Source organism: Sporosarcina sp. Y1004 (assembly GCF_057669665.1).
Genome location: NZ_JBYHFQ010000024.1, coordinates 32,246 through 51,410 on the forward strand (window position 1 = coordinate 32,246; position 19,165 = coordinate 51,410).

Sequence of the window (19,165 nt, forward strand, 5' to 3'; positions counted from 1 at the left end):
GGTCGACAATGAATCCGATTCCGATTGGAAATAAATGTATTGTCAAATAAATCAATAGCAATAACTTCTATTAATTATTCAAACTCATACGGCTGTATACCTATTTAGAGAAATATAGTTCTCTTTTTGTATATATTAACAAGTGTAACAGAATTCTCTGTCCCTACACTCATTGCAATCTGAAGATTAATATTGTTCCGTCTCTTTTGGGTCAACATGGAATAAATTATCTAAAAGCCAATTGTAAGGTTGGATCGTATTTATTGTTTTCAAGCATGCGCATGGACAAAGGCATCTGTAAGCAGCACCGAATGCGACATTGACACTATTGATATCGTATTGGCTTTAGTTTAGTGTTGGATACTAGGTATGCATTGTCAAGAAGTCTGTGTAATTTATGGCTTCATGATTTTTTTGCAACAATATAGAGGGTGGTATTAGCTTGGGTAGAATGGAACGTAGGAAAAAAAAGACACGATTAAGCAGCATTAAAGAATGGTTTAAATCAAAAAAACTCATTAGTAGACTATTAGTAGTCTCTATAGGCATTATCTTGTTTGGTCTATTGGTATTTACTATTTTAATATCTTTTAGCGATGTAAGTAAATTGGATATTGTAGAACCAAGGCCAACATTTATTTATGATATAAATGGCGACGTAGCTAGTAAAGTTTCTAACTCTAAAATTGAAGGAGTTAGTCTGGATCAAATTCCAAAAGAACTCATTGAAGCTTTTGTCGCTACAGAAGACCAACATTTTTATAAGCATAACGGTATTAATTACTTTGGTATTACCAAAGCATTCCTGCAAAATCTAGTTTCAGGTAAAGTCGTTTCTGGTGGTAGTACAATTACGCAACAACTTTCGAAAAATGTATTTCTAACAGCGGAACGCACTTATACACGTAAATTCAAAGAACTTATATTTACTAAGAAAATTGAGAGAAAGTACTCAAAAGATGAAATCATGGAACGCTATCTAAATCGAATTTATTTTGGTGAAGGCGCATGGGGTATTCAGCGAGCAGCACAAGTTTATTTTGGTAAAGATGTTAGTGAACTAACATTAAACGAATCAGCTACACTAGCGGGGATAGTCAAAGCCCCGTCTAACTTATCGCCTTATAAAAGCATGGAAAAAGCGGTTGACCGAAGAAATATCGTGCTGTCATTAATGAAGAGCGAAGGATACATCAGTCAAAAGGATTTTGAAAAAAACCTAACTCAAACCATTGTATTAACGGATAAAGAGACGGTAGATTATAAAGGGAATTATCCATATTATGTTGATTATCTAATCCAGGAAGCAGTAGATAAGTACAAATTAACTGAGAATGAAGTGCTGTCTGGGGGGCTTCACATTCATACGGAACTAAATCCTGTTATTCAGGACGCTACGGAAGAAGTATTCCAGAATGAAAACAATTTTCCAGATAGCAAGCCTGATCAACTGATTCAAAGTGGATCCATATTCATTAATCCTAAAACAGGTGGGATTAGTGCGTTAGTCGGAGGAAGAGGAGAATATACTTACAAACGATTTAATAACGCGACAAATTTAATAAGGCAACCCGGATCAGCATTAAAACCACTCGCTGTATACACATCTGCATTGGAGCAGGGTTATGACTTTGGAGATATGCTGGTTGATGAACCAATCAATATAGGCGGTTATCAACCACAAAATATTGATAAACAATACCGCGGAACAGTCACAATGTACGATGCACTTATTAATTCTTATAACATACCCGCAGTTTGGCTATTAAATGAAATGGGTGTTGAAAAGGGTTTTAGTGCAGTTGAACGGTTTGGTATTCCTTTAGAAAAAGAAGATCATAATCTCGGACTAGCACTAGGGGGCTTACACCGAGGAACGTCACCCTTGTTAATGGCCCAGGCATTTTCCGCATTTCCTAACGATGGAATAATGATGCAAGCTCATGCCATTTCAGAAATAAAGGATGCTGAAGGAAAAATAGTTGGAAGTTGGAGTGGGAAATCTGAACGAGTTACAGAACCGGAAGTTGCTCAAAAGATGACGTATATGCTAAAAGATGTTGTGGAAAACGGAACAGCTAAAAATGCACAGATACCCGGATTAGACGTAGCTGGAAAAACCGGTACGACACAACTACCTTTCCCTGGTGTAGCTGGTTCAAAGGATCACTGGTTTGTTGGATATACGCCAGACCTCGTTGGTGCGATTTGGTTAGGGTATGATAAAACAGATCAAGACCATTACTTGACAGCAACTAGTGGTGTCACAGTCACAACCATATTCCAAGAAATAGTAACTAAATCCATGAGTGAATTGCCCAACAAGGACTTTGTTTTACCTTTGGTTGAAAAGAAGAAAAAGAAACCAAGTAAAATGATAGACAACGGGCAGAAGAAAGATAAAGAAAACAAAAACGATAAAGAAGATAAGAAAGATAAGGGCAAAGACAGAGATAAAGAAAACAAAAACGATAAAGAAGATAAGAAAGATAAGGGTAAAGACAGAGACAAAGAAAACAACAAGGATAAGGAGGACAAGAGAAATAAGGAGAAAAACAAAGATAAAGACAAAGACAAAAAGGATAAAGATGACTAGAGAGACATGATTACTTGTCCTGAAGAGGTAAGGAAAGCTTTCCTACAATTTAATGTTTAACATTCTTTCATTGAAAAGCCCTTGGAAACTAGGATCATTCCTAAATTCCGAAGGGCTTTTTTCAATCAAATGGTACTGATACAGACAAGCGATTTGATTGAAATTGTGTATCATTCCATGACAGGAGGTTTTCAACGTAACCTAACGTATCTGCATTTGTTGGGCCAATAATACGCTGTAGAGCTACTAAGTCATAATTGTAGCTTTTGTTATTTGTAATGATTGGATTAACAGCTCCTAGGGCAAGAACCCCACCTACTACTGGGTTTTTAAGTAGTCCATTAGCGTCGTAATACTGTGATAAATAATCAGGTCCTTTGGTGCTAATGTCTATAATGAACAACCTTTTAGGCGAGTGACTTTCAACACGAACCTTATAAAAATCGTCGTAATTTACTTGGAATGTGTATTCTCCATTGTATTTGTCAAAGTTAAACAGCTCATTTAAAATGTTATTTCTGAAGGAATAGATATAAAAGATGCCATATCCACCACTCCCGCCCGTATCAATACTCACCATAATGTCAGGTATATTATCTTTATTAAAGTCGCCAAGAAACAACCTAGCATTATATCCCGCGTTGTTTTTGAAATGAACGGTTGTACTTTTATTTGACCACCCATCTCGAATCACAAGCGTAATGTTGTCGGCAAAGATACTTGGTGGTCCATCGACATTACCATATAAATAGACGGTATCTAAAATGCCATCTCCGTTGACATCCCCTGTCTTCCAGTCCAACAATGTAGTATTTCCGTTAAAATTAATCCCTCCTATTAAAATACAATCGTTGTTCATTGCAATATATGCTGATAGTAGCTTGTTGATTTTCACTTCCCTCCAAATTAAATCACAAGTTTTTAGGTACCTGTGCGCGGAATTATTTAGTAAATACAACTCAATGCTATAATAATACAAAGTAAATCAATACCTATGCGCTTTGTATTTATCTTTTGTATAATTACTTAGATGTGTGAATTGTTTGTCTTCTCGTTTGACACAAGTACCTCTTTTAAGCCTCTTCCTTAATTCCATAGGTTAGATGGTCTCAGGAGTGGTTTCACTCATTTTTTTTCTTACTAATAGAGGCAGTTAAGCAGCGAGTTCACTACATTTAGTTGAACCCGTTTTTTATCGTAAAAAAATGAACGATTGGTCATATTGTACAGTCTAATTAGTAACAGGGGGTGAGTGTAAGGAGATGGATTTGGCGAAAAGGGCCATTGCGGGTGATGAACGGGCGTTAGTGAAGCTGTTGGCACGACATGAAGATACGCTATATCGTACGGCTTATGCGTATTTGAAAAATGAGCAGGATGCTGTTGAAGCTATACAAGAGCTGACGTATCGAGCTTTAAAAAAGGTGCATACCGTCAAAGAACCATCGCACATAGCAACATGGCTAGTTCGAATTATCATCAATATTTGTTTAGATATGAAAAAGAAGCAAAAGAAATTTGTCTACTATCATAATGTAGAAATTGCATCGGTAGATCATCACCCATTCGAAATCGCTTATATAATTTCCAGTTTGCCAATTGAGCAACAGGAATTGGTTTATTTAAAATACTTCCAGGATATGAAGAACGGGGACATTGCACAGTTGAAGCAATCCCGAAGGTACTGTGAAATCAAGGCTACACACGACGTTAAAAAAACTACGCGTACTCATTGAAAAGGAGGAACTATAAATGACCAACTTGAATGAGCAGGACTGGCAGAAGTTGACGGATGAATTACATGCGATTGAAATCCCAAAAGAAGCCTTACACCAAGCACGTGTAAAGGCAGTGCAGCAGCATCGGCTGACCTGGAAGAGGAAGCGTCGTCTGTATTCAGTCGCCAGTGTAGCTGTTATTGTACTGCTACTGTTTGTGACGTCGATTCGCGTTTCGCCTGTGTTTGCACAGGCAGTGGCCAAAATTCCAGGGTTTTCTCCTATCGTTGGCATGATTGCTTTTGATAAAGGAATCAGTGACATTGTTGAAAATAAATACTATGAAGAACTCGGTATTGTAGTAACGCAAGGCGACTATACCTTAACTCTACAGAATGTCGTAGCTGATCATTCGGGTATGACGATCTTCTATAAGGTTGAATCCCCATTTGATCTTTCCAAAGTGAGTATAACTTCTTTAGAGGTATCCCAACAAGGCATTCCATTTGGTGTCGTAAATCCTTACATTGTCTCTAGTTCTGGTAAAAGGACGGTACAGGAAGACAAGCTGGAAATTACGTCTACCGATGATTTATCATATGACAATAGGTCATTTGAATTTAATTTACACTTGAGTGATGCAGCTGAGACAAAGTTTGCCGTGCCATTCACACTCACCAAGCCCATTAAACAACCAAAAGTATATGAAGTGAACCAATCTGTTGTCGTAGATGGTCAAAAAATCAACATCAAACAGTTGAAAATTTCGCCGTTACGTGCAGAAATCCGATTAGCAGCCGACGAACAAAATACAATGCAATTACTAAAATTTACATCGGTTCGGTTAATTGATGAGCATGGTGAAGATTGGGGTCAACTAAGAAATAGCGGTGGGGGAGGCAATCTATTGCGTGACGGCGATGTGAGTCTATTCATGCAAAGCAATTACTTCAGGCAGCCGAAAAAACTAACGTTAGTGATGGAGAGAATCGAAGCACTTCCAAAAGGCTCGGATTATATCGAGGTAGATTTTGAGCAACAGAAAGTGTTGTATATGCCGAGTGAACTGGATAGCGATGTGCAAGTACCATCACGGAATACATTGGAAGTCACTTATCCAACTGGCGATTATCAACTATTGTCTGAAATAGTTGACAGAGAAGGTAATGATTTAAGTAGTAGTCTAATCGAAATGCATGTTAGCAGAGAAGTACCTTATATCAAAGCAGTCTATACATTTGATTTTGATAATGAAATGAATCCAATTCGCTTCAATATTAATAGTTATCCGCTGTATTTAGACGGCAAGGCAGAAGTGGATATTCCACTTGATTAATAAGTTTTCTTACCCTACTCACCAATCGAATATAGGCTATCAATTTATCAGGTTTTAAAACATAATAAAATCGATGTCTCTTATGAGTAAATGAAATCTCATAGAGGCATAATTTTTAATTTTCAAATTCCTTTTAGGTACCTATGCGATTTTTCTTTACTTTTTGTATAATGACTTGAAAACGTGAATTGTTTGTCTGAGTGACTGATACAGGTACCTCTTTTTAAAAAAGGCTGACTTCAAAAGGTCACCTTTAAGTGATCTTTGAAATCAGCCTTTTTTTGTATAATATCTAAGAAACGCATAACCTTTCCAAACCTATTACTGAGAATTATTATTTTTTCTTTTTTATTTGATTTTTATTATTTTTATTTTCCTCATCGATTGAGGAATTTTCGTTGTTGTGGATTGCTTCTTCCTTTTTTACAGTAGCTGCTGAAATTGGTTCGGAACTTTTACTTTCCTTACTAACAGGAGAATCTGTTAGTGTCCCGCTTACCTCGTCCTTTTTACTGACAGCTGATACTGGTTTGTTTTTCTCTCCTGGTACAGCGAGGGAGCTTGTGCGTTTTTCGCGGGTTTCTTCCTTTTTGTCCTCCGCCGCCATTATGCTTTCAATATCGGGATTGCCTTCCACGATCAAAATATTAGGGCTTACTGTAATATCTTCTACGTGCCCTACTGTGTCTTGGTAAACTAGTTTCCCTGCTGCGATTGCCGTAGGGACTGAACGCTCAATCCGAGCTTCTTCTTTTCTAATGGTATCCTGTACCTGTTTTGTTTCTTGAATTTTTCTCTTGCCTATAATTACCTCTTCAACAATTACAGCTCTTTTCGTTACCTCTATTCTTTCTTCCATAATGGGGATGCGAATAATTTCATCCTCTCTAAAAGGGCTGCCATCTAACTTTCCATCTATGACAGGACGTCGCTCTACATATACTTCTTCTCGAAATAGTGGAACATGAAAGGTTTTCTGTTCTTCCACTACTTCTTTACGGAGCTGTAATTCTCCAACTTGGACATTCTCTTTTGTAATTTCAAGCTGTTCTTCATGGAGTCGGACAGCTGTTGAGTTTTCAGTTTCATATTGTGTTTTATAGACAGGACTGTCGTAAGTTGTATTCGTATCAACCAGCAATATTATTTTCCCCTTATTTATTACCTCTTCACACTGTTTTGCTGTATATTCTGGCAGGCCCCTTTCAATTAGCTTGCTGGACAGGGAATTAGCCTGTGTGCGGCCCATTCCTGCTGACAACATGGAAAAATAGCTGTTCATCATAACACCTGCTATAGTACTCACTTGTTGATCTGCCTCTACCATGACTCCAGTGCGAGAAGTGACTAATGGAATGGCACTTTTATTTTCTGCTACCACCATGATATCTGTATCACGATGCCCCTGACGTTTCAATCCTTCAATTGCATACAAGACTTCTTCATCTGAATTAAAGCTCCCAACAATTCTTTTTTCCATATCTATCATCCTCCCAAAATATACTACATATGAAAAGTAATAACATTCACATGTATTATATAACTACCCGAGAGATCTTCACTTGAAACAACTAAAAAATGAATAATGTAATAATTTACAATACTTAGAGGAGAATACGCTCATTTCTATAACTAAACTTGAAATGAAAAAATGGTTGGTTTTTTATTGCATAAAAGACTCGGGGTATGTAAAAAAGGGAAAAAATTATCGTGCATTGGAAATTGAAATTGAAATCGAAATCGGAAATTTAGAAATTGAGTTAAATCTATTAACTTATAATTTAGTAAGTGAAATTCCAAGAATGTATTTTTTGAATCTGACAAGTATCAGTAGAAACTAGCGGATATGATTGAACAGTATACGCCACCTAGTCGTGTGATTCCGTATGTGAGTTATGAGGAATGGGCTAAGGGGAAATAGAATCAGAGGAGTGGTTATTTTGGTGCAGTCCTATTCGCCTCGGGTATAATGATATTGTTACTGTGGTTGAAATTACGGTAAAGGAGGTGGGTCATTTTGCTTCACGGATATATTGTTAAACGCGATTATATTTTAGTGAGGAAGTGATCCGCTATCTCGGTTCGTTGCTCCGTTATGCAACCGGTCTTTGAGCACAGACCTAAAAGAAGCTTATTTATTGTGCTCTTATGGACGCGAACTATAAGGGCACAAGGAGGAATTATCAATTAATTTAGAAGAAATCACAGCATGGCTCTTAGCCAATAAAGATAACGCCGATGTAAAAAAGTACCTCGAAGAACTTTCAACGCCTACAGTTGAGGGGGGGAAGGGTTCCTAGATACGGATGCAGGAAAGAAAGTGTTACAACCTCGTTTGGATAGCAATTTCACAAAAGGTTTGACTAGATGGAAAGAAAAGAATCCCGACACTCTCGTCGATTCAGAAGTCGCTAAACGTAACCTTTCTAAATCGCCTATTGAAATTCAACTCGATGAAGGAATTTAAATCAAAAGCTATTGATATGACAATTATAGAAGTGTTGGTTAAGAATGATCTCACTACAAAAGAAGAATTCAAATATGAAGCTGATGAGATGATGAGATATTTAATGAAATTAAAATGCTAGAATTAAAGGGTATACTAGAGTTGGATGATGAAGAATTCGAAAAGTATGTCGGGAAAGAGTGAACGAAAGCTTCCTTAGGGGTGCTTTTTCTATGCCTAAAATAAATAAACTTAAAGGATTTTCACCTTCTATGACGAATGTTAGTCTGAGGGGAGGTGAGAAAGATAAAATCTTATGAAGTGCATTTATCGTTGGAGAACGGACAAAACTACTTGTTTTTTAAAAATGCAGTAAGTAAAAAACAAATAATTGACGAAATTACTAATGAGCACAGTCAAATGTGGTATCACTTTATTTCTAAAGACTATGTTAAAAATCAAATAAGAAAAGACCAAGTTGTAAGTATCGGAATCTCTTTAAATAAAGAGGAAGCTCAAGAGTTTGAGTCTACATTGAATTATTAAAATTTAGCACCTTATCCAGAGGTGCTTTTTCTATGGCTAAAAATAATGGAGGTGGACGGTGATGTGATGTGCCTAATTGGGAAGAGATTCACAGAGAGTGGGAAACCACAAAAATAACACTTGCTGCATTAGCTGAAAAGCATGATGTGAAGCTTGGATAAGAGGTCCATCTAAGAAAGATGCAGCCAAAAAACAAAAGGAAGCAACCATTTCGAAAAGGATGAAACCGAATAAAGAGATAAAAGAGCCTATTGTTGAGTCGGATGAACTGACTGAAAAACAAAGGCTTTTTTGTATTCATTACATTAAATGCTTCAATGCTACTAATTTTAGGCGCCTGTGCGTGGCACTATTCAGTACTTTTGCGACTTCAGCTAGTTCCTCAAAATATTCCAATCTTCAAATTACGATATATTGTCTTTCCATTTTCAGCGTAGAGATAACTTCCGCAATCGTCTTCAGCAACCGGATTTTCACTCTGTGTACGTCGAGGCCAGTCATTCTGAAATATTTATCTTCTACAACAAGTCCGACCGGCTGGATAGGAAACTTGAAATATATTCATGCAGTTCTATTAAATCTTCGAACCCTATTTCAATTAATTTCCAAAATCGCTATACAACTTCAAATCTAATGCCCCATTTAGTATTCAGTTACATTTCTTCAGTAAGTGCTTCAAGAGTGATATTAGATCACTTTACGTATTTTTACATTAAATTAACAGTATTACAATAATTGTAGAGTAATATGAAATTATCTGTAAATTCTGGACGGAAAAATAATAGAATGGAGTGTTGTTGGCATGGTATTCGTAATGAAAGAAAACAAGTCATTGCGTCGTTTTCTTTGGAGTTGCCATCGTTAATTTTAAGTAGCTTTGCGCGGAACTATTCAGTAAATACAATACAATTCTATAAATAATTTCAGGTACGCCGTGCATGAAAATACTCAGAATATTATATGCAATTGAATAATGATAGAATAAAGAACAGACAAATTGGATAATGTCTGGTTTTTTTGTATGTTTATTCGGGTTTGTGAATTGTTTGTCTTTGTCAAGCACAAGTACCTCTCACTATGAAGTAAAAAGTGGCGCAATCCTTCGAATGTAGTTACCCGTTTGAGGCTTTTTTTTTCGTATATACTAAAGAATGTAGGGAACACTCATGATACGGAGGTGTTTAGGATATGGGCGAAATGTGGGAATTGGATTTCTGGGAAATGATAATAAGGGTAACGCTCTCATTTTTTGTCCTGCTCATACTTGCGCGCCTTATGGGGAAAAAACAGGTTTCCCAATTGACATTTTTCCATTACGTAACAGGCATAACAATCGGTTCCATCGCTGCTGAAATTGCTAGTAAATCAGGGGGCCCTTTTTTGGATGGTCTCTTAGCGATGGTTTGGTGGGCGCTGCTGACATTGCTCATGAGTTTTATTACACTCAAATCACAGAAAATGCGTGTCATTCTTGACGACGAGCCGACAATTGTCATGCATGGCGGGAAATTAATTGAAAAATCCATGAAAAAATCACGTCTCAGTCTTAATGATTTGAACATGATGCTACGGGAACAAGGGATTTTTTCAATTAAAGACGTCGATTATGCCATTTTGGAAACGAATGGGAACTTAAGTGTTTTGAAAAAAGCGGGGCAGGAACCTGCTACGAAAAAAGATGTGAACGCACCTGCACCCCAACCGAAATATATTCCAACGGAAATCATATCTGAGTATAAAGTCGTCAAAAAGAATTTAAAAGAAATGAGTTTAACAGAAGAGTGGTTGTACGAGCAGTTGAAAAAACAGGGTATCGGACATATCGAGCAAGTCTATTATGCAGAAATTCAAGCTGATGGAAGTTTATATGTGGATAGCAGAGCCGAAAATAAATGATAAAAGCGCCATAAATCAGTCGAAACTGTTTTATGGCGCTTTGAATAATGGAGATACTTACTGGTTAACGAGTTCTTATTTGCAGGTTCATATCCGAAGACTGTAGAACACCTTGTTATAAACTAAAATTTTTTAATTTAATTAAACCCTATTTACTGCTTCCGTAATCTGATCCTCACCAGACACAAGATCAAATGAACGATTAAAAGTGTTTTCCTTCGTTAACGTTGCTAGAATCGTCTTGGCTACGTCTTCACGTGGAACTGATGCAGTAGGTAAGTCTTCGGCAATTGAAACTTTTCCGGTACCTGGTTCATTTAGAAGACCTCCAGGACGAATAATCGTATACGTTAAGCCGCTTTGTTCAAGGATGTTATCTGCGTGATGTTTGGCAACCATATAATAATGTAAGCTGCTCCAGTTTTCTCTTTTGTTAGCATGAATTGCACTCACCATAATAAATCGTTTGACGCCAAGTATTGTAGCAGCTTCTATCGATTTAGCCGCGCCATCCAAATCGATTAAGATTGTCTTATCTGCTCCAGTATGTCCACCGGATCCCGCAGTGAAGACAAAGGCATCACAGCCTCTCGCAGCTTCAACAATATCCTCTACGCTTCCTTCCAAATCCGCAAGTCTTGTTTCTACACCCATTGTCTCAAAAGCCTTTGCTTGCTCTTCCTTACGCACCATAGCCCTTACTGTATGTTCATGACTTTCTTTTAAAAGATGTACAAGATGTTGACCAATTTGTCCGTTTGCTCCAACAACAAAAACTTTCACAATGAACAACTCCCTCTCTATTGTGCTGAGTAATGATTCGCGGAAGATAGGATCAATTGTTTGAATTTCATCATTCCTTAATTGAACTTTCCGTTTTTTTAAGTTATTCAGCACATGGCTTGATTGTATCAATAGAATCCCTTGTTGGGTACCAATCAAGAATAACATTGGCTCGTCTTTTATATCAATACGACGACAGGAAAGTGGAAACCCCTTTAGGTCTACAAATGAAGGAAGTTAGATAAATCAAAGAAAAAGCATGATCCTCAGATTAAGAGGACCATGCTTTTTCGATTCCCCAATAAAAAGGGGGGTACTCGGAAAATTTGGTAGTTTTTCAATTGCACAAACTGTTCTTGCTGACGATTAATACGTAAATCTCGTCCGTGCAGTTTGATGGAGCTGACTCATTTAGCCATTCGGCCATGCAGTCGCAAGATGTTTGGTACGCGATCCGCTTCATTGATGTCAGTATCTAGTTGCACTTTAAACAAAAAACGTTACGCTTACTGCTTGATCAACACATTAAATCGGAACCCACTCACACGGTTCTTAAAAAGTGAAACATCGCCAGCAAAGCAAATTTTCCGCCAAGGCTGTGCAGTTCATCGTCAGATTCACCCGTAGGTTACTCGTCTACTCGGTTCATCCTTCGGTAGTTCTGCCTTGTAATCTAACTATACCCGTGGTGGAGTAGGGTAAACCATTTTAAAATAAATAATTTGAAAATTATTTGCTAGTATAGTAAATCTCATATTCTAAAGGGATTTCTCTTGCTCAGCGATTCGATAAAACCAAATCATTTATTCAGGTATGTGTCTTGTTTACGTTGTTTCACACTGGTAGGTTTCACTATTTTGTATCTCATAATAGAATCTCAGTGTAATGTTGTTCTGGTAACCTACATTAGACGAAGCTGTTATGGATTTTTCAATTTTAGGTGTTACACTTATATAGTAGAAACCCTAAAGAAGTATATGTAAATTAAAGCGATTTCTAGGCTCATAATTGGGCTGTTAAAAATCAGAATTTATAGTAATCACTTTGTTTTGGAAACCATGCTAAATACGATTTAATAATTAAGTGGAAAAAGTTAAAACGAAAATAAAGTAAATCATGCAGAAGTTATGAATGAAATATAAACTGAGAGTGAGGTGGATTCTGCACTAAGAGCAGGCAAAACAACTGTTGGTTGTTTAAATTGATGCACGTTAGACTAGAAAATAGTGGTAATTTATATATTCAGTATATAAATTGGTGTGATGGGATAAGACACTAAGAAGCCATCCTTATCGGGTTTTAATCGGTTGATCGGCACTCGATTGAAACTTCGTATTGTCAATGTCAAATCGAGTTTTTATTTGTGGCGATTACAATATTAAAATCGATTGTGAGCCTAAAGCCAGTTTACATCTAAAATATATGAAAGCATACTTATTCCTGTGGAGTGTTAAACCAGTTGTGATAGCTAGTAGTTGATATGGTGAGGCACATGGAGGCAGGAAAATGTCTAGCGTAGGAAAACTTCTAGGTTTTTCTATGTTTACAGTAGCAGATAAAATGAGTAATAAAAATAAAACTGTTGTCCGATCGATGGATATATTAAATTTATTTATTGACCATGCAGAATTATCATTCCAAGAGATTATTGACTTATCAGGAATTCCAAAAACTTCTGTCTACCGAATGCTTATGTCTTTAGAAGAAATGGAGTTTGTAGAGAAGGGAATTGACTTGAAATATAGACTAGGTCTCCTTTTTCTAACATTTGGTAATCTTGTTTCTAGTAGGCTCGATATTCGGAAAATAGCCTATCCGATTATGCAGGACTTACATAATGATGTAAAAGAAGCAATTAATTTAATTGTTAAACGAGGCGATGAAGCGATTTATATTGAGAAAATCGATACGTACCAAAAAGTCCGCTTATATACTGAAGTTGGCAGAAGTAGCCCTTTATATGCTGGCGCTTGCTCGCGGGTTATTTTATCTTACTTACCGGACTCAGAAATTGATTTATATATCAAATCAGTTGAACTAAAACCTCTTGCAGCAGGTACAATAACGAACAGAGAACTTTTACTTGAAACAATCAAGCAGGCAAGGAAGGATGGTTATACAATGAGTCATTCTGAATTGGAGAATCATTCATCCGCGATTGCAGCACCAATTTTTGATCATAAAGGTGAAATCATTGCCGGGATCAGTATTGCTGGGATTGAAGCCAATTATCAAAACGAGAATGTTGCTATCTTTGCAAGAAAAGTAAAAAAAGCAGCCCAAGAAATTTCAACCCACATCGGCCATACGAAAAGATGAAAAAGAATCCTCCGTTTACCACTTCTGGTAATGGAGGATTTTCTGCGTTATATACCTTCTATTGTCTTCAATTTGCCATTTCCCTTCGTTAGTACATTGCCTTAAAGTGAATCGCTTTTTTGATTTCATTGATGATTTGTTCTTTCTTAAATAATTCAATTACTGCCTCTTCGAGTGAGGATTCCACAAAATGTATTGCTGCACCTGGCTGTAGCTGTGCCAAACTTGATAAATCGACTGAAATGACTTGTCCAATTTTTGGATAGCCGCCTGTTGTTTGCCGATCTGCCATTAAAATAATCGGTTGACCATTTGAAGGAACTTGAATCGTTCCGAATGTGACGCCTTCAGACAGTAATTCGAATTCTTTTTCTAATGAAAGCGGAGAACCTTTTAATCGAGAGCCCATCCGATCGGCTTGTGTCGTTAATATATACGGATCAGCAAATAGTGTTTTTTGACTCCTACTATCAAATCGACTAAATTCAGTCCCTTTGACAACGCGGATTACCTGTGATTGATGGAGGTTAATCAGTAGATTATAATTGACTGACCAAGTAAGGTTGCCATTTATCGCTTTAAGTTTCTGAATGACAGATTGATTCATATCGTTCATTTCTCCACATTGGAATGAATCATTTTTCTGCAAAACTCTTCCGTGAAATCCACCGATACCTGCACTGAGATATGTACTTTTGCTTCCCATTACTTTCGGAATTGCAATGCCGCCAGCAAAAGAGACGTATGCCCTAGCTCCTTTAACAGCAGACTTGAATGTCAATACTTCTCCTTTTTTCATCAGTAGTGGGCGCCACAAAGGTGCATTTTGACCATCAATCGTAGCGAGTAAATCTCCACCTGTAATAGCGATTAACGTGTCTTTCTCGAATTGAAGGGAAGTCCCGAATAACGTGATTTCTATGGCACCTTCACTTTCCTCATTACCTACAAGTAAATTAGCGATTCTTAAAGAATAGCTATCCATCGCGCCGCTAACAATTACGCCATATTTTTGAGAGCCGTATCTCCCCAAGTCTTGTATTGTTGTCAATAGCCCCGATTTTAGTACTTTCACAGTCATTTTTTCAGCTCCTCATAGCTTGTATATTCTTCTAGAGAAATTGACGAAAATCTGATTTTATCGCCAGACTGTAAAAATGTCGGCGGAGAAGTAAGGGGGAGAAATAAAACTTGAGGCGTGCGTCCGATAATTTGCCAGCCTCCTGGAGTTTCTAATGGATAAACGCCGGTTTGCTTACCAGCAATTCCGACCGATCCGGGAACAATTGCTAAGCGGGGTGTATCCTTTCGTGGCGTAGCGATTTTCTCATTCATTCCGCCCATGAAAGGAAACCCCGGAGCAAAGCCAATCATATAGACCAAGTATTCATTTTCCGTATGTATGCGAATAACTTCCTCAACCGATAGCCCATGGTACTTCGCAACGTATTCCAGGTCAGGACCAAATTCACCACCGTATAACACAGGTATGGTTACAGTTCTTTGTTCAAAAGACTGTTTAACCCCAATGTGTTGGATTAATTCATTAATGTAAGTGCTTACTTTTTCAAAAGGAGTTAATACTACTTGATGTATTGTAGCGTTCTTCACCTGTGAAAGATGTACGGTGTACGTATTGTAATAAATCGTTAAATTATTGTAAGCAGGTACAGACTCGATAAATCCTTCAAATGGGCGCTCATCTAATAATGTTGACAAGCTTTTTACCCTTTCATGAATCGATGGATCGATGCCTTCACCAAGTTGAATAATTAACGCTGAATCGCCTAAAGGTTTTATGTTAATTACCATTTTCTGCTTGTTAATATTAACAGCTCCCCTAGTTTCGATATTCGGTACTTGTATTCTATAAAACGGATATAATATCATTATAAGTCGGAGTATATAAAAAACAAGTATAAAATCTTTTAAATGCTAATATTTCCGTCAATTCAAAATATAGGTATTCAAAAAAAAAAATCTGTGTTAAAGTTGGTTTACGCTTTAGAACCTAAGTTCCTTAATTCGGAACAGTTTCATTTGGAAACGCTTACTTAAAGGTAGTTAACTAAAAAGTATCGGGAGGAAGATGTATGTTAAACGTAGATGTGAATTGTGATTTAGGAGAAAGTTTTGGTCGTTACAAACTTGGTGATCAACAAGAGATATTGAAGTATATAACGTCAGTAAATATTGCATGTGGTTTTCACGCTGGTGATCCAACTGTTATGAGGGAAACAGTCAAGCTTGCAATTGAAAATGGGGTGAAAATTGGCGCACATCCCGGACTACCCGATTTAAATGGATTTGGTCGCCGTGATATGAAGATTACGCCACAAGAGGGCTACGATATGGTTGTCTATCAAATTGGGGCGCTTCAGGCGTTCCTAAGAATACATAATGAAACGATGCAGCACGTAAAACCACACGGAGCCTTATACCAAATGGCATCAAGAGACCGTGAGCTGGCAGTGGCGATTGCCCAAGCTGTGTATGATGTTTCTCCTAAGTTAGTGTTGTTTGGACTAGCTGACAGCGAATTGACCAAAGCGGGAGAGAAACTTAAATTACGCACAGCGCATGAGGTGTTTGCAGATCGTACGTATCAATCTGATGGATCGTTAACTTCGCGTTCACAAGCAGATGCATTAATAACGGATCAAGAACAATCTGCTAGACAAGTAGTCAAAATGGTGACAGAAGGAAAAGTCATCTCACAGCAAAATACTGAAGTGAAGGTGCAAGCAGATACGATTTGTATTCATGGAGATGGAGAGAATGCACTTGATTTCGCAAAATACATTACGGAATCATTAAACAGTAATGAAATTACTGTTTCATCAATTTCTAACTTGGGGGTCTTAGGGTAAATGGATAAGGAAAAGTTAGGTTTGGTGAAAGATAAAAACAAAGCGACCAGAAGTGTATTGTTAGGTGCGGCATTCCTAATGGCTACATCTTCAATTGGTCCAGGATTTTTGACACAGACGACCGTATTTACGCAACAATTGGCGGCGAGCTTTGGATTCGTTATTCTAGTTTCGCTTATCCTAGATGTTTTCGCGCAAATGAATGTTTGGAGAATTATTGCCGTTTCTGGATTACGTGGTCAAGAAATTGCGAATAAAGTGTTGCCTGGCCTTGGTGTCGTTTTAGCAATATTCATTGTAATGGGTGGACTTGCATTTAATATCGGTAACGTCGCCGGTGCAGGATTAGGCTTGAATGCAATGCTTGGAGTTGACCCGATTGCAGGTGCAATCATTAGTGCAGCATTTGCCATTTTTATTTTCGTTGTGAAAGAAGCTGGAAAAGCGATGGACAAAGTTGCGCAAATTGCCGGCGTTTTGATGATGCTATTAATGGTGTTTGTTGCATTTAGTACCTCTCCACCAGTTGGGGAAGCCATTGTGAATACATTTAATCCGGAACAAATTAGTATATTTGCCATTGTGACACTTGTTGGTGGAACTGTCGGTGGATATATTACATTTGCTGGTGGACATCGGCTATTAGATGCTGGTATAAAAGGCGTTGAATCATTACCCCAAGTTACCAAAAGTTCTGTGATGGGTATTGCAGTGACAGGTATCATGCGGATAGCACTATTCTTAGCGGTACTTGGCGTCGTTTCCCAAGGTCTTGCCATCGATCCAGAGAATCCACCTGCCTCAGTATTCAGACTTGCTGCGGGTGAGCTTGGATATAGAATGTTTGGAGTCATCATGTGGGCTGCTGCCATAACATCGGTTGTAGGTGCCGCTTATACATCTGTTTCTTTCATTCGTTCATTTAGTCCAATAATTGAAAAGTATCATAACTGGATTATTATCCTGTTTATTTTAATATCGACGATTACATTTACGTTGGTCGGACGTCCTGTAACAGTTCTCATACTCGTAGGTGCCTTAAATGCGCTTATTTTACCACTTGCGTTAGGAACGCTATTAATAGCTGCTTACAAGAAAGACATCGTGGGTAACTATAAGCATCCACTCTGGTTAACAATTGGAGGAGCCGTGGTCGTAGTTCTCATGGGTGTTTTAGGGATTATCACACTTATTGAACAAATTCCATTGCTATTTTGAATAAACTGCTGAAGGAGATACGCTAGATGGAAAATTATAATGTGATAACGCCAAAGGAAATCAGGAAGCTAATCCGTAAACAAGAAATTACAGGCCCAACCTCAGGAATGGCAAAAGGATTCACACAAGCGAATTTGGTTATTTTAAAAAAAGAACATGCTTTTGATTTCTTGCTATTTTGTCAACGAAATCCGAAGCCTTGTCCTTTATTAGACGTTACTGAACCTGGCTCTTTCCACCCAAGTAAAATTGCGAAGGAGGCAGATCTTCGAAAAGATATTCCGAAGTATCGCATTTACAAAGATGGCGTCTTTACGGAGGAAGTGACAGATATAACCGAATACTGGGAAGATGATATGGTTGGTTTTTTATTGGGGTGTAGTTTTACATTTGAAACACCACTGCTTGAAAATGGTATTCCAATCCGGCATATCGAAGAGAATTGTAACGTTCCAATGTTTAAAACGAATATCGCATGTGAAAAAGCAGGTATTTTTGAAGGACCGACTGTCGTTAGTATGCGTCCCATGTCGCCTAAAGAAGCCATTCGAGCAATCCAAATTACGACTAATCTACCCGATGTCCACGGGGCGCCCATCCATATTGGAAATCCAGGTGAAATTGGCATTAGGGATATTTCAAAGCCTGATTTCGGAGATGCAGTAACGATTAAAGATGGTGAAATTCCGGTATTTTGGGCTTGCGGTGTCACACCACAAGCTGTCGCCATGGAAAGTAAACCTTCTATTATGATTACGCACGCACCGGGTTGTATGTTCATTAGTGATCTAAAAGACCATGAGTTAAGTGTTTTGTGAAAAAATGCCATACTTCACCACGGTTTTGGACTGTGTCGAAGTATGGCATTTATTTATCGATAGGTTATGCAAGCATCTCTTTTAATTCTTTAATTTGAGCGAGATGTCTTTTTCCGTGATAATAAGGTTATCAAAAATAGAGATAATCCAAATGATACATCTCATCTTGTTACGAAAGTATACGGCGTTAGTAGAAGATGCAGGATGCGCTGGAATTGAACGCAACAGCAGTAGGTGCAATAACTGCAATTCTTACGAGTATAGGATTTTGAAGTTGAATAAACAGCTAGGGCTGCAAATGAAGGAGCCTAGGTAAATCAAAGAAAAAGCATGATCCTCAGATTGAGAGGATCATGCTTTTTCCATTCCCCAATAAAAGGGGGGTACTCGGAAAATTTGATAGTTTTTTTGCTCAAACTGTTCTTGCTGACGATTAATACGTAAAACTCGTCCGTGCAGTTTGATGGAGCTGACTCATTTAGCCATTCGGCCATGCAGTCGCAAGATGTTTGGTACGCGATCCGCTTCATTGAAGTCAGTATCTAGTTGCACTTTAAACAAAAAACGTTACGCTTACTGCTTGATCAACACATTAATTCGGAACCCACTCACTCGGTTC

At 37.8% G+C, this 19,165-nt stretch carries 15 protein-coding genes; 9 read left to right on the forward strand and 6 right to left on the reverse strand.

What is annotated here, in order from left to right; translation table 11 throughout:
* The first annotated feature begins 451 nt into the window (after positions 1 to 451).
* A complete protein-coding gene (locus AC25Y6_RS14930; protein ID WP_488143601.1) occupies positions 452 to 2,596 on the forward strand; it encodes a transglycosylase domain-containing protein in 2,145 nt (714 codons plus the stop codon).
* 121 nt (positions 2,597 to 2,717) lie between these two features.
* Here the strand turns inward: AC25Y6_RS14930 and AC25Y6_RS14935 are convergent, their stop codons facing one another.
* The gene (locus tag AC25Y6_RS14935) at positions 2,718 to 3,491 is read right to left on the reverse strand and encodes a VCBS repeat-containing protein (protein ID WP_488143576.1); all 774 of its coding nucleotides are present in this window, start codon (positions 3,489 to 3,491) and stop codon (positions 2,718 to 2,720) included.
* Between the two features lie 367 nt (positions 3,492 to 3,858).
* Between AC25Y6_RS14935 and AC25Y6_RS14940 the strand changes: the two genes are divergently transcribed.
* A complete protein-coding gene (locus AC25Y6_RS14940) occupies positions 3,859 to 4,332 on the forward strand; it encodes an RNA polymerase sigma factor (protein WP_488143577.1) in 474 nt (157 codons plus the stop codon).
* 16 nt (positions 4,333 to 4,348) lie between these two features.
* Positions 4,349 to 5,650: a DUF4179 domain-containing protein gene (locus tag AC25Y6_RS14945; protein WP_488143578.1), complete on the forward strand. Its 1,302-nt coding sequence runs from the start codon at positions 4,349 to 4,351 to the stop codon at positions 5,648 to 5,650.
* Between the two features lie 334 nt (positions 5,651 to 5,984).
* Here AC25Y6_RS14945 and AC25Y6_RS14950 read toward each other — a convergent pair whose 3' ends face one another.
* Positions 5,985 to 7,130, reverse strand: a complete 1,146-nt coding sequence (locus tag AC25Y6_RS14950; protein WP_488143579.1) for a YsnF/AvaK domain-containing protein — start codon at positions 7,128 to 7,130, stop codon at positions 5,985 to 5,987.
* 1,263 nt (positions 7,131 to 8,393) lie between these two features.
* Between AC25Y6_RS14950 and AC25Y6_RS14955 the strand changes: the two genes are divergently transcribed.
* The gene (locus tag AC25Y6_RS14955) at positions 8,394 to 8,642 is read left to right on the forward strand and encodes a hypothetical protein (RefSeq protein WP_482100576.1); all 249 of its coding nucleotides are present in this window, start codon (positions 8,394 to 8,396) and stop codon (positions 8,640 to 8,642) included.
* Positions 8,643 to 9,471: 829 nt separating this feature from the next.
* Here the strand turns inward: AC25Y6_RS14955 and AC25Y6_RS14960 are convergent.
* Positions 9,472 to 9,705: a hypothetical protein gene (locus AC25Y6_RS14960; protein WP_488143580.1), complete on the reverse strand. Its 234-nt coding sequence runs from the start codon at positions 9,703 to 9,705 to the stop codon at positions 9,472 to 9,474.
* 125 nt (positions 9,706 to 9,830) lie between these two features.
* On the opposite strand from AC25Y6_RS14960, the gene AC25Y6_RS14965 reads away from it, so the two are divergent.
* A complete protein-coding gene (locus tag AC25Y6_RS14965) occupies positions 9,831 to 10,538 on the forward strand; it encodes a DUF421 domain-containing protein (RefSeq protein WP_488143581.1) in 708 nt (235 codons plus the stop codon).
* 141 nt (positions 10,539 to 10,679) lie between these two features.
* Here AC25Y6_RS14965 and AC25Y6_RS14970 read toward each other — a convergent pair whose 3' ends face one another.
* Complete coding sequence (locus AC25Y6_RS14970) at positions 10,680 to 11,321, reverse strand: SDR family oxidoreductase (RefSeq protein WP_488143602.1); 642 nt, start codon at positions 11,319 to 11,321, stop codon at positions 10,680 to 10,682.
* Between the two features lie 1,560 nt (positions 11,322 to 12,881).
* Here AC25Y6_RS14970 and AC25Y6_RS14975 point away from each other — a divergent pair.
* The gene (locus AC25Y6_RS14975) at positions 12,882 to 13,640 is read left to right on the forward strand and encodes an IclR family transcriptional regulator (RefSeq protein ID WP_488143603.1); all 759 of its coding nucleotides are present in this window, start codon (positions 12,882 to 12,884) and stop codon (positions 13,638 to 13,640) included.
* An 88-nt stretch (positions 13,641 to 13,728) separates the two neighbouring features.
* Here AC25Y6_RS14975 and AC25Y6_RS14980 read toward each other — a convergent pair whose 3' ends face one another.
* Positions 13,729 to 14,721: a 5-oxoprolinase subunit C family protein gene (locus AC25Y6_RS14980; RefSeq protein ID WP_488143582.1), complete on the reverse strand. Its 993-nt coding sequence runs from the start codon at positions 14,719 to 14,721 to the stop codon at positions 13,729 to 13,731.
* Positions 14,718 to 15,452, reverse strand: coding sequence for a 5-oxoprolinase subunit PxpB (gene pxpB, locus AC25Y6_RS14985; RefSeq protein WP_488143583.1), 735 nt, complete (start codon positions 15,450 to 15,452; stop codon positions 14,718 to 14,720). The genes AC25Y6_RS14980 and pxpB overlap by 4 nt, the downstream gene beginning before the upstream one ends.
* A gap of 281 nt (positions 15,453 to 15,733) precedes the next feature.
* On the opposite strand from pxpB, the gene AC25Y6_RS14990 reads away from it, so the two are divergent.
* The 3 genes from AC25Y6_RS14990 to AC25Y6_RS15000 are packed head-to-tail and all read left to right on the forward strand — an operon-like array spanning position 15,734 to position 18,546.
* A complete protein-coding gene (locus tag AC25Y6_RS14990; protein ID WP_488143584.1) occupies positions 15,734 to 16,510 on the forward strand; it encodes a LamB/YcsF family protein in 777 nt (258 codons plus the stop codon).
* The gene (locus AC25Y6_RS14995; protein ID WP_488143585.1) at positions 16,511 to 17,728 is read left to right on the forward strand and encodes an NRAMP family divalent metal transporter; all 1,218 of its coding nucleotides are present in this window, start codon (positions 16,511 to 16,513) and stop codon (positions 17,726 to 17,728) included.
* A 26-nt stretch (positions 17,729 to 17,754) separates the two neighbouring features.
* Positions 17,755 to 18,546, forward strand: a complete 792-nt coding sequence (locus AC25Y6_RS15000; RefSeq protein WP_488143586.1) for a putative hydro-lyase — start codon at positions 17,755 to 17,757, stop codon at positions 18,544 to 18,546.
* Positions 18,547 to 19,165 lie beyond the last annotated feature (619 nt).

Excerpts from the sequence above, each read along its gene's own strand:
- AC25Y6_RS14930 (WP_488143601.1), top strand. The coding sequence starts at position 452 with ATGGAACGTAGGAAAAAAAAGACACGATTAAGCAGCATTAAAGAATGG.
- AC25Y6_RS14940 (WP_488143577.1), top strand. The coding sequence starts at position 3,859 with ATGGATTTGGCGAAAAGGGCCATTGCGGGTGATGAACGGGCGTTAGTG.
- AC25Y6_RS14945 (WP_488143578.1), top strand. The coding sequence starts at position 4,349 with ATGACCAACTTGAATGAGCAGGACTGGCAGAAGTTGACGGATGAATTA.
- AC25Y6_RS14950 (WP_488143579.1), bottom strand. The coding sequence starts at position 7,130 with ATGGAAAAAAGAATTGTTGGGAGCTTTAATTCAGATGAAGAAGTCTTG.
- AC25Y6_RS14965 (WP_488143581.1), top strand. The coding sequence starts at position 9,831 with ATGGGCGAAATGTGGGAATTGGATTTCTGGGAAATGATAATAAGGGTA.
- AC25Y6_RS14975 (WP_488143603.1), top strand. The coding sequence starts at position 12,882 with ATGAGTAATAAAAATAAAACTGTTGTCCGATCGATGGATATATTAAAT.
- AC25Y6_RS14980 (WP_488143582.1), bottom strand. The coding sequence starts at position 14,721 with ATGACTGTGAAAGTACTAAAATCGGGGCTATTGACAACAATACAAGAC.
- pxpB (WP_488143583.1), bottom strand. The coding sequence starts at position 15,452 with ATGGTAATTAACATAAAACCTTTAGGCGATTCAGCGTTAATTATTCAA.
- AC25Y6_RS14990 (WP_488143584.1), top strand. The coding sequence starts at position 15,734 with ATGTTAAACGTAGATGTGAATTGTGATTTAGGAGAAAGTTTTGGTCGT.
- AC25Y6_RS14995 (WP_488143585.1), top strand. The coding sequence starts at position 16,511 with ATGGATAAGGAAAAGTTAGGTTTGGTGAAAGATAAAAACAAAGCGACC.
- AC25Y6_RS15000 (WP_488143586.1), top strand. The coding sequence starts at position 17,755 with ATGGAAAATTATAATGTGATAACGCCAAAGGAAATCAGGAAGCTAATC.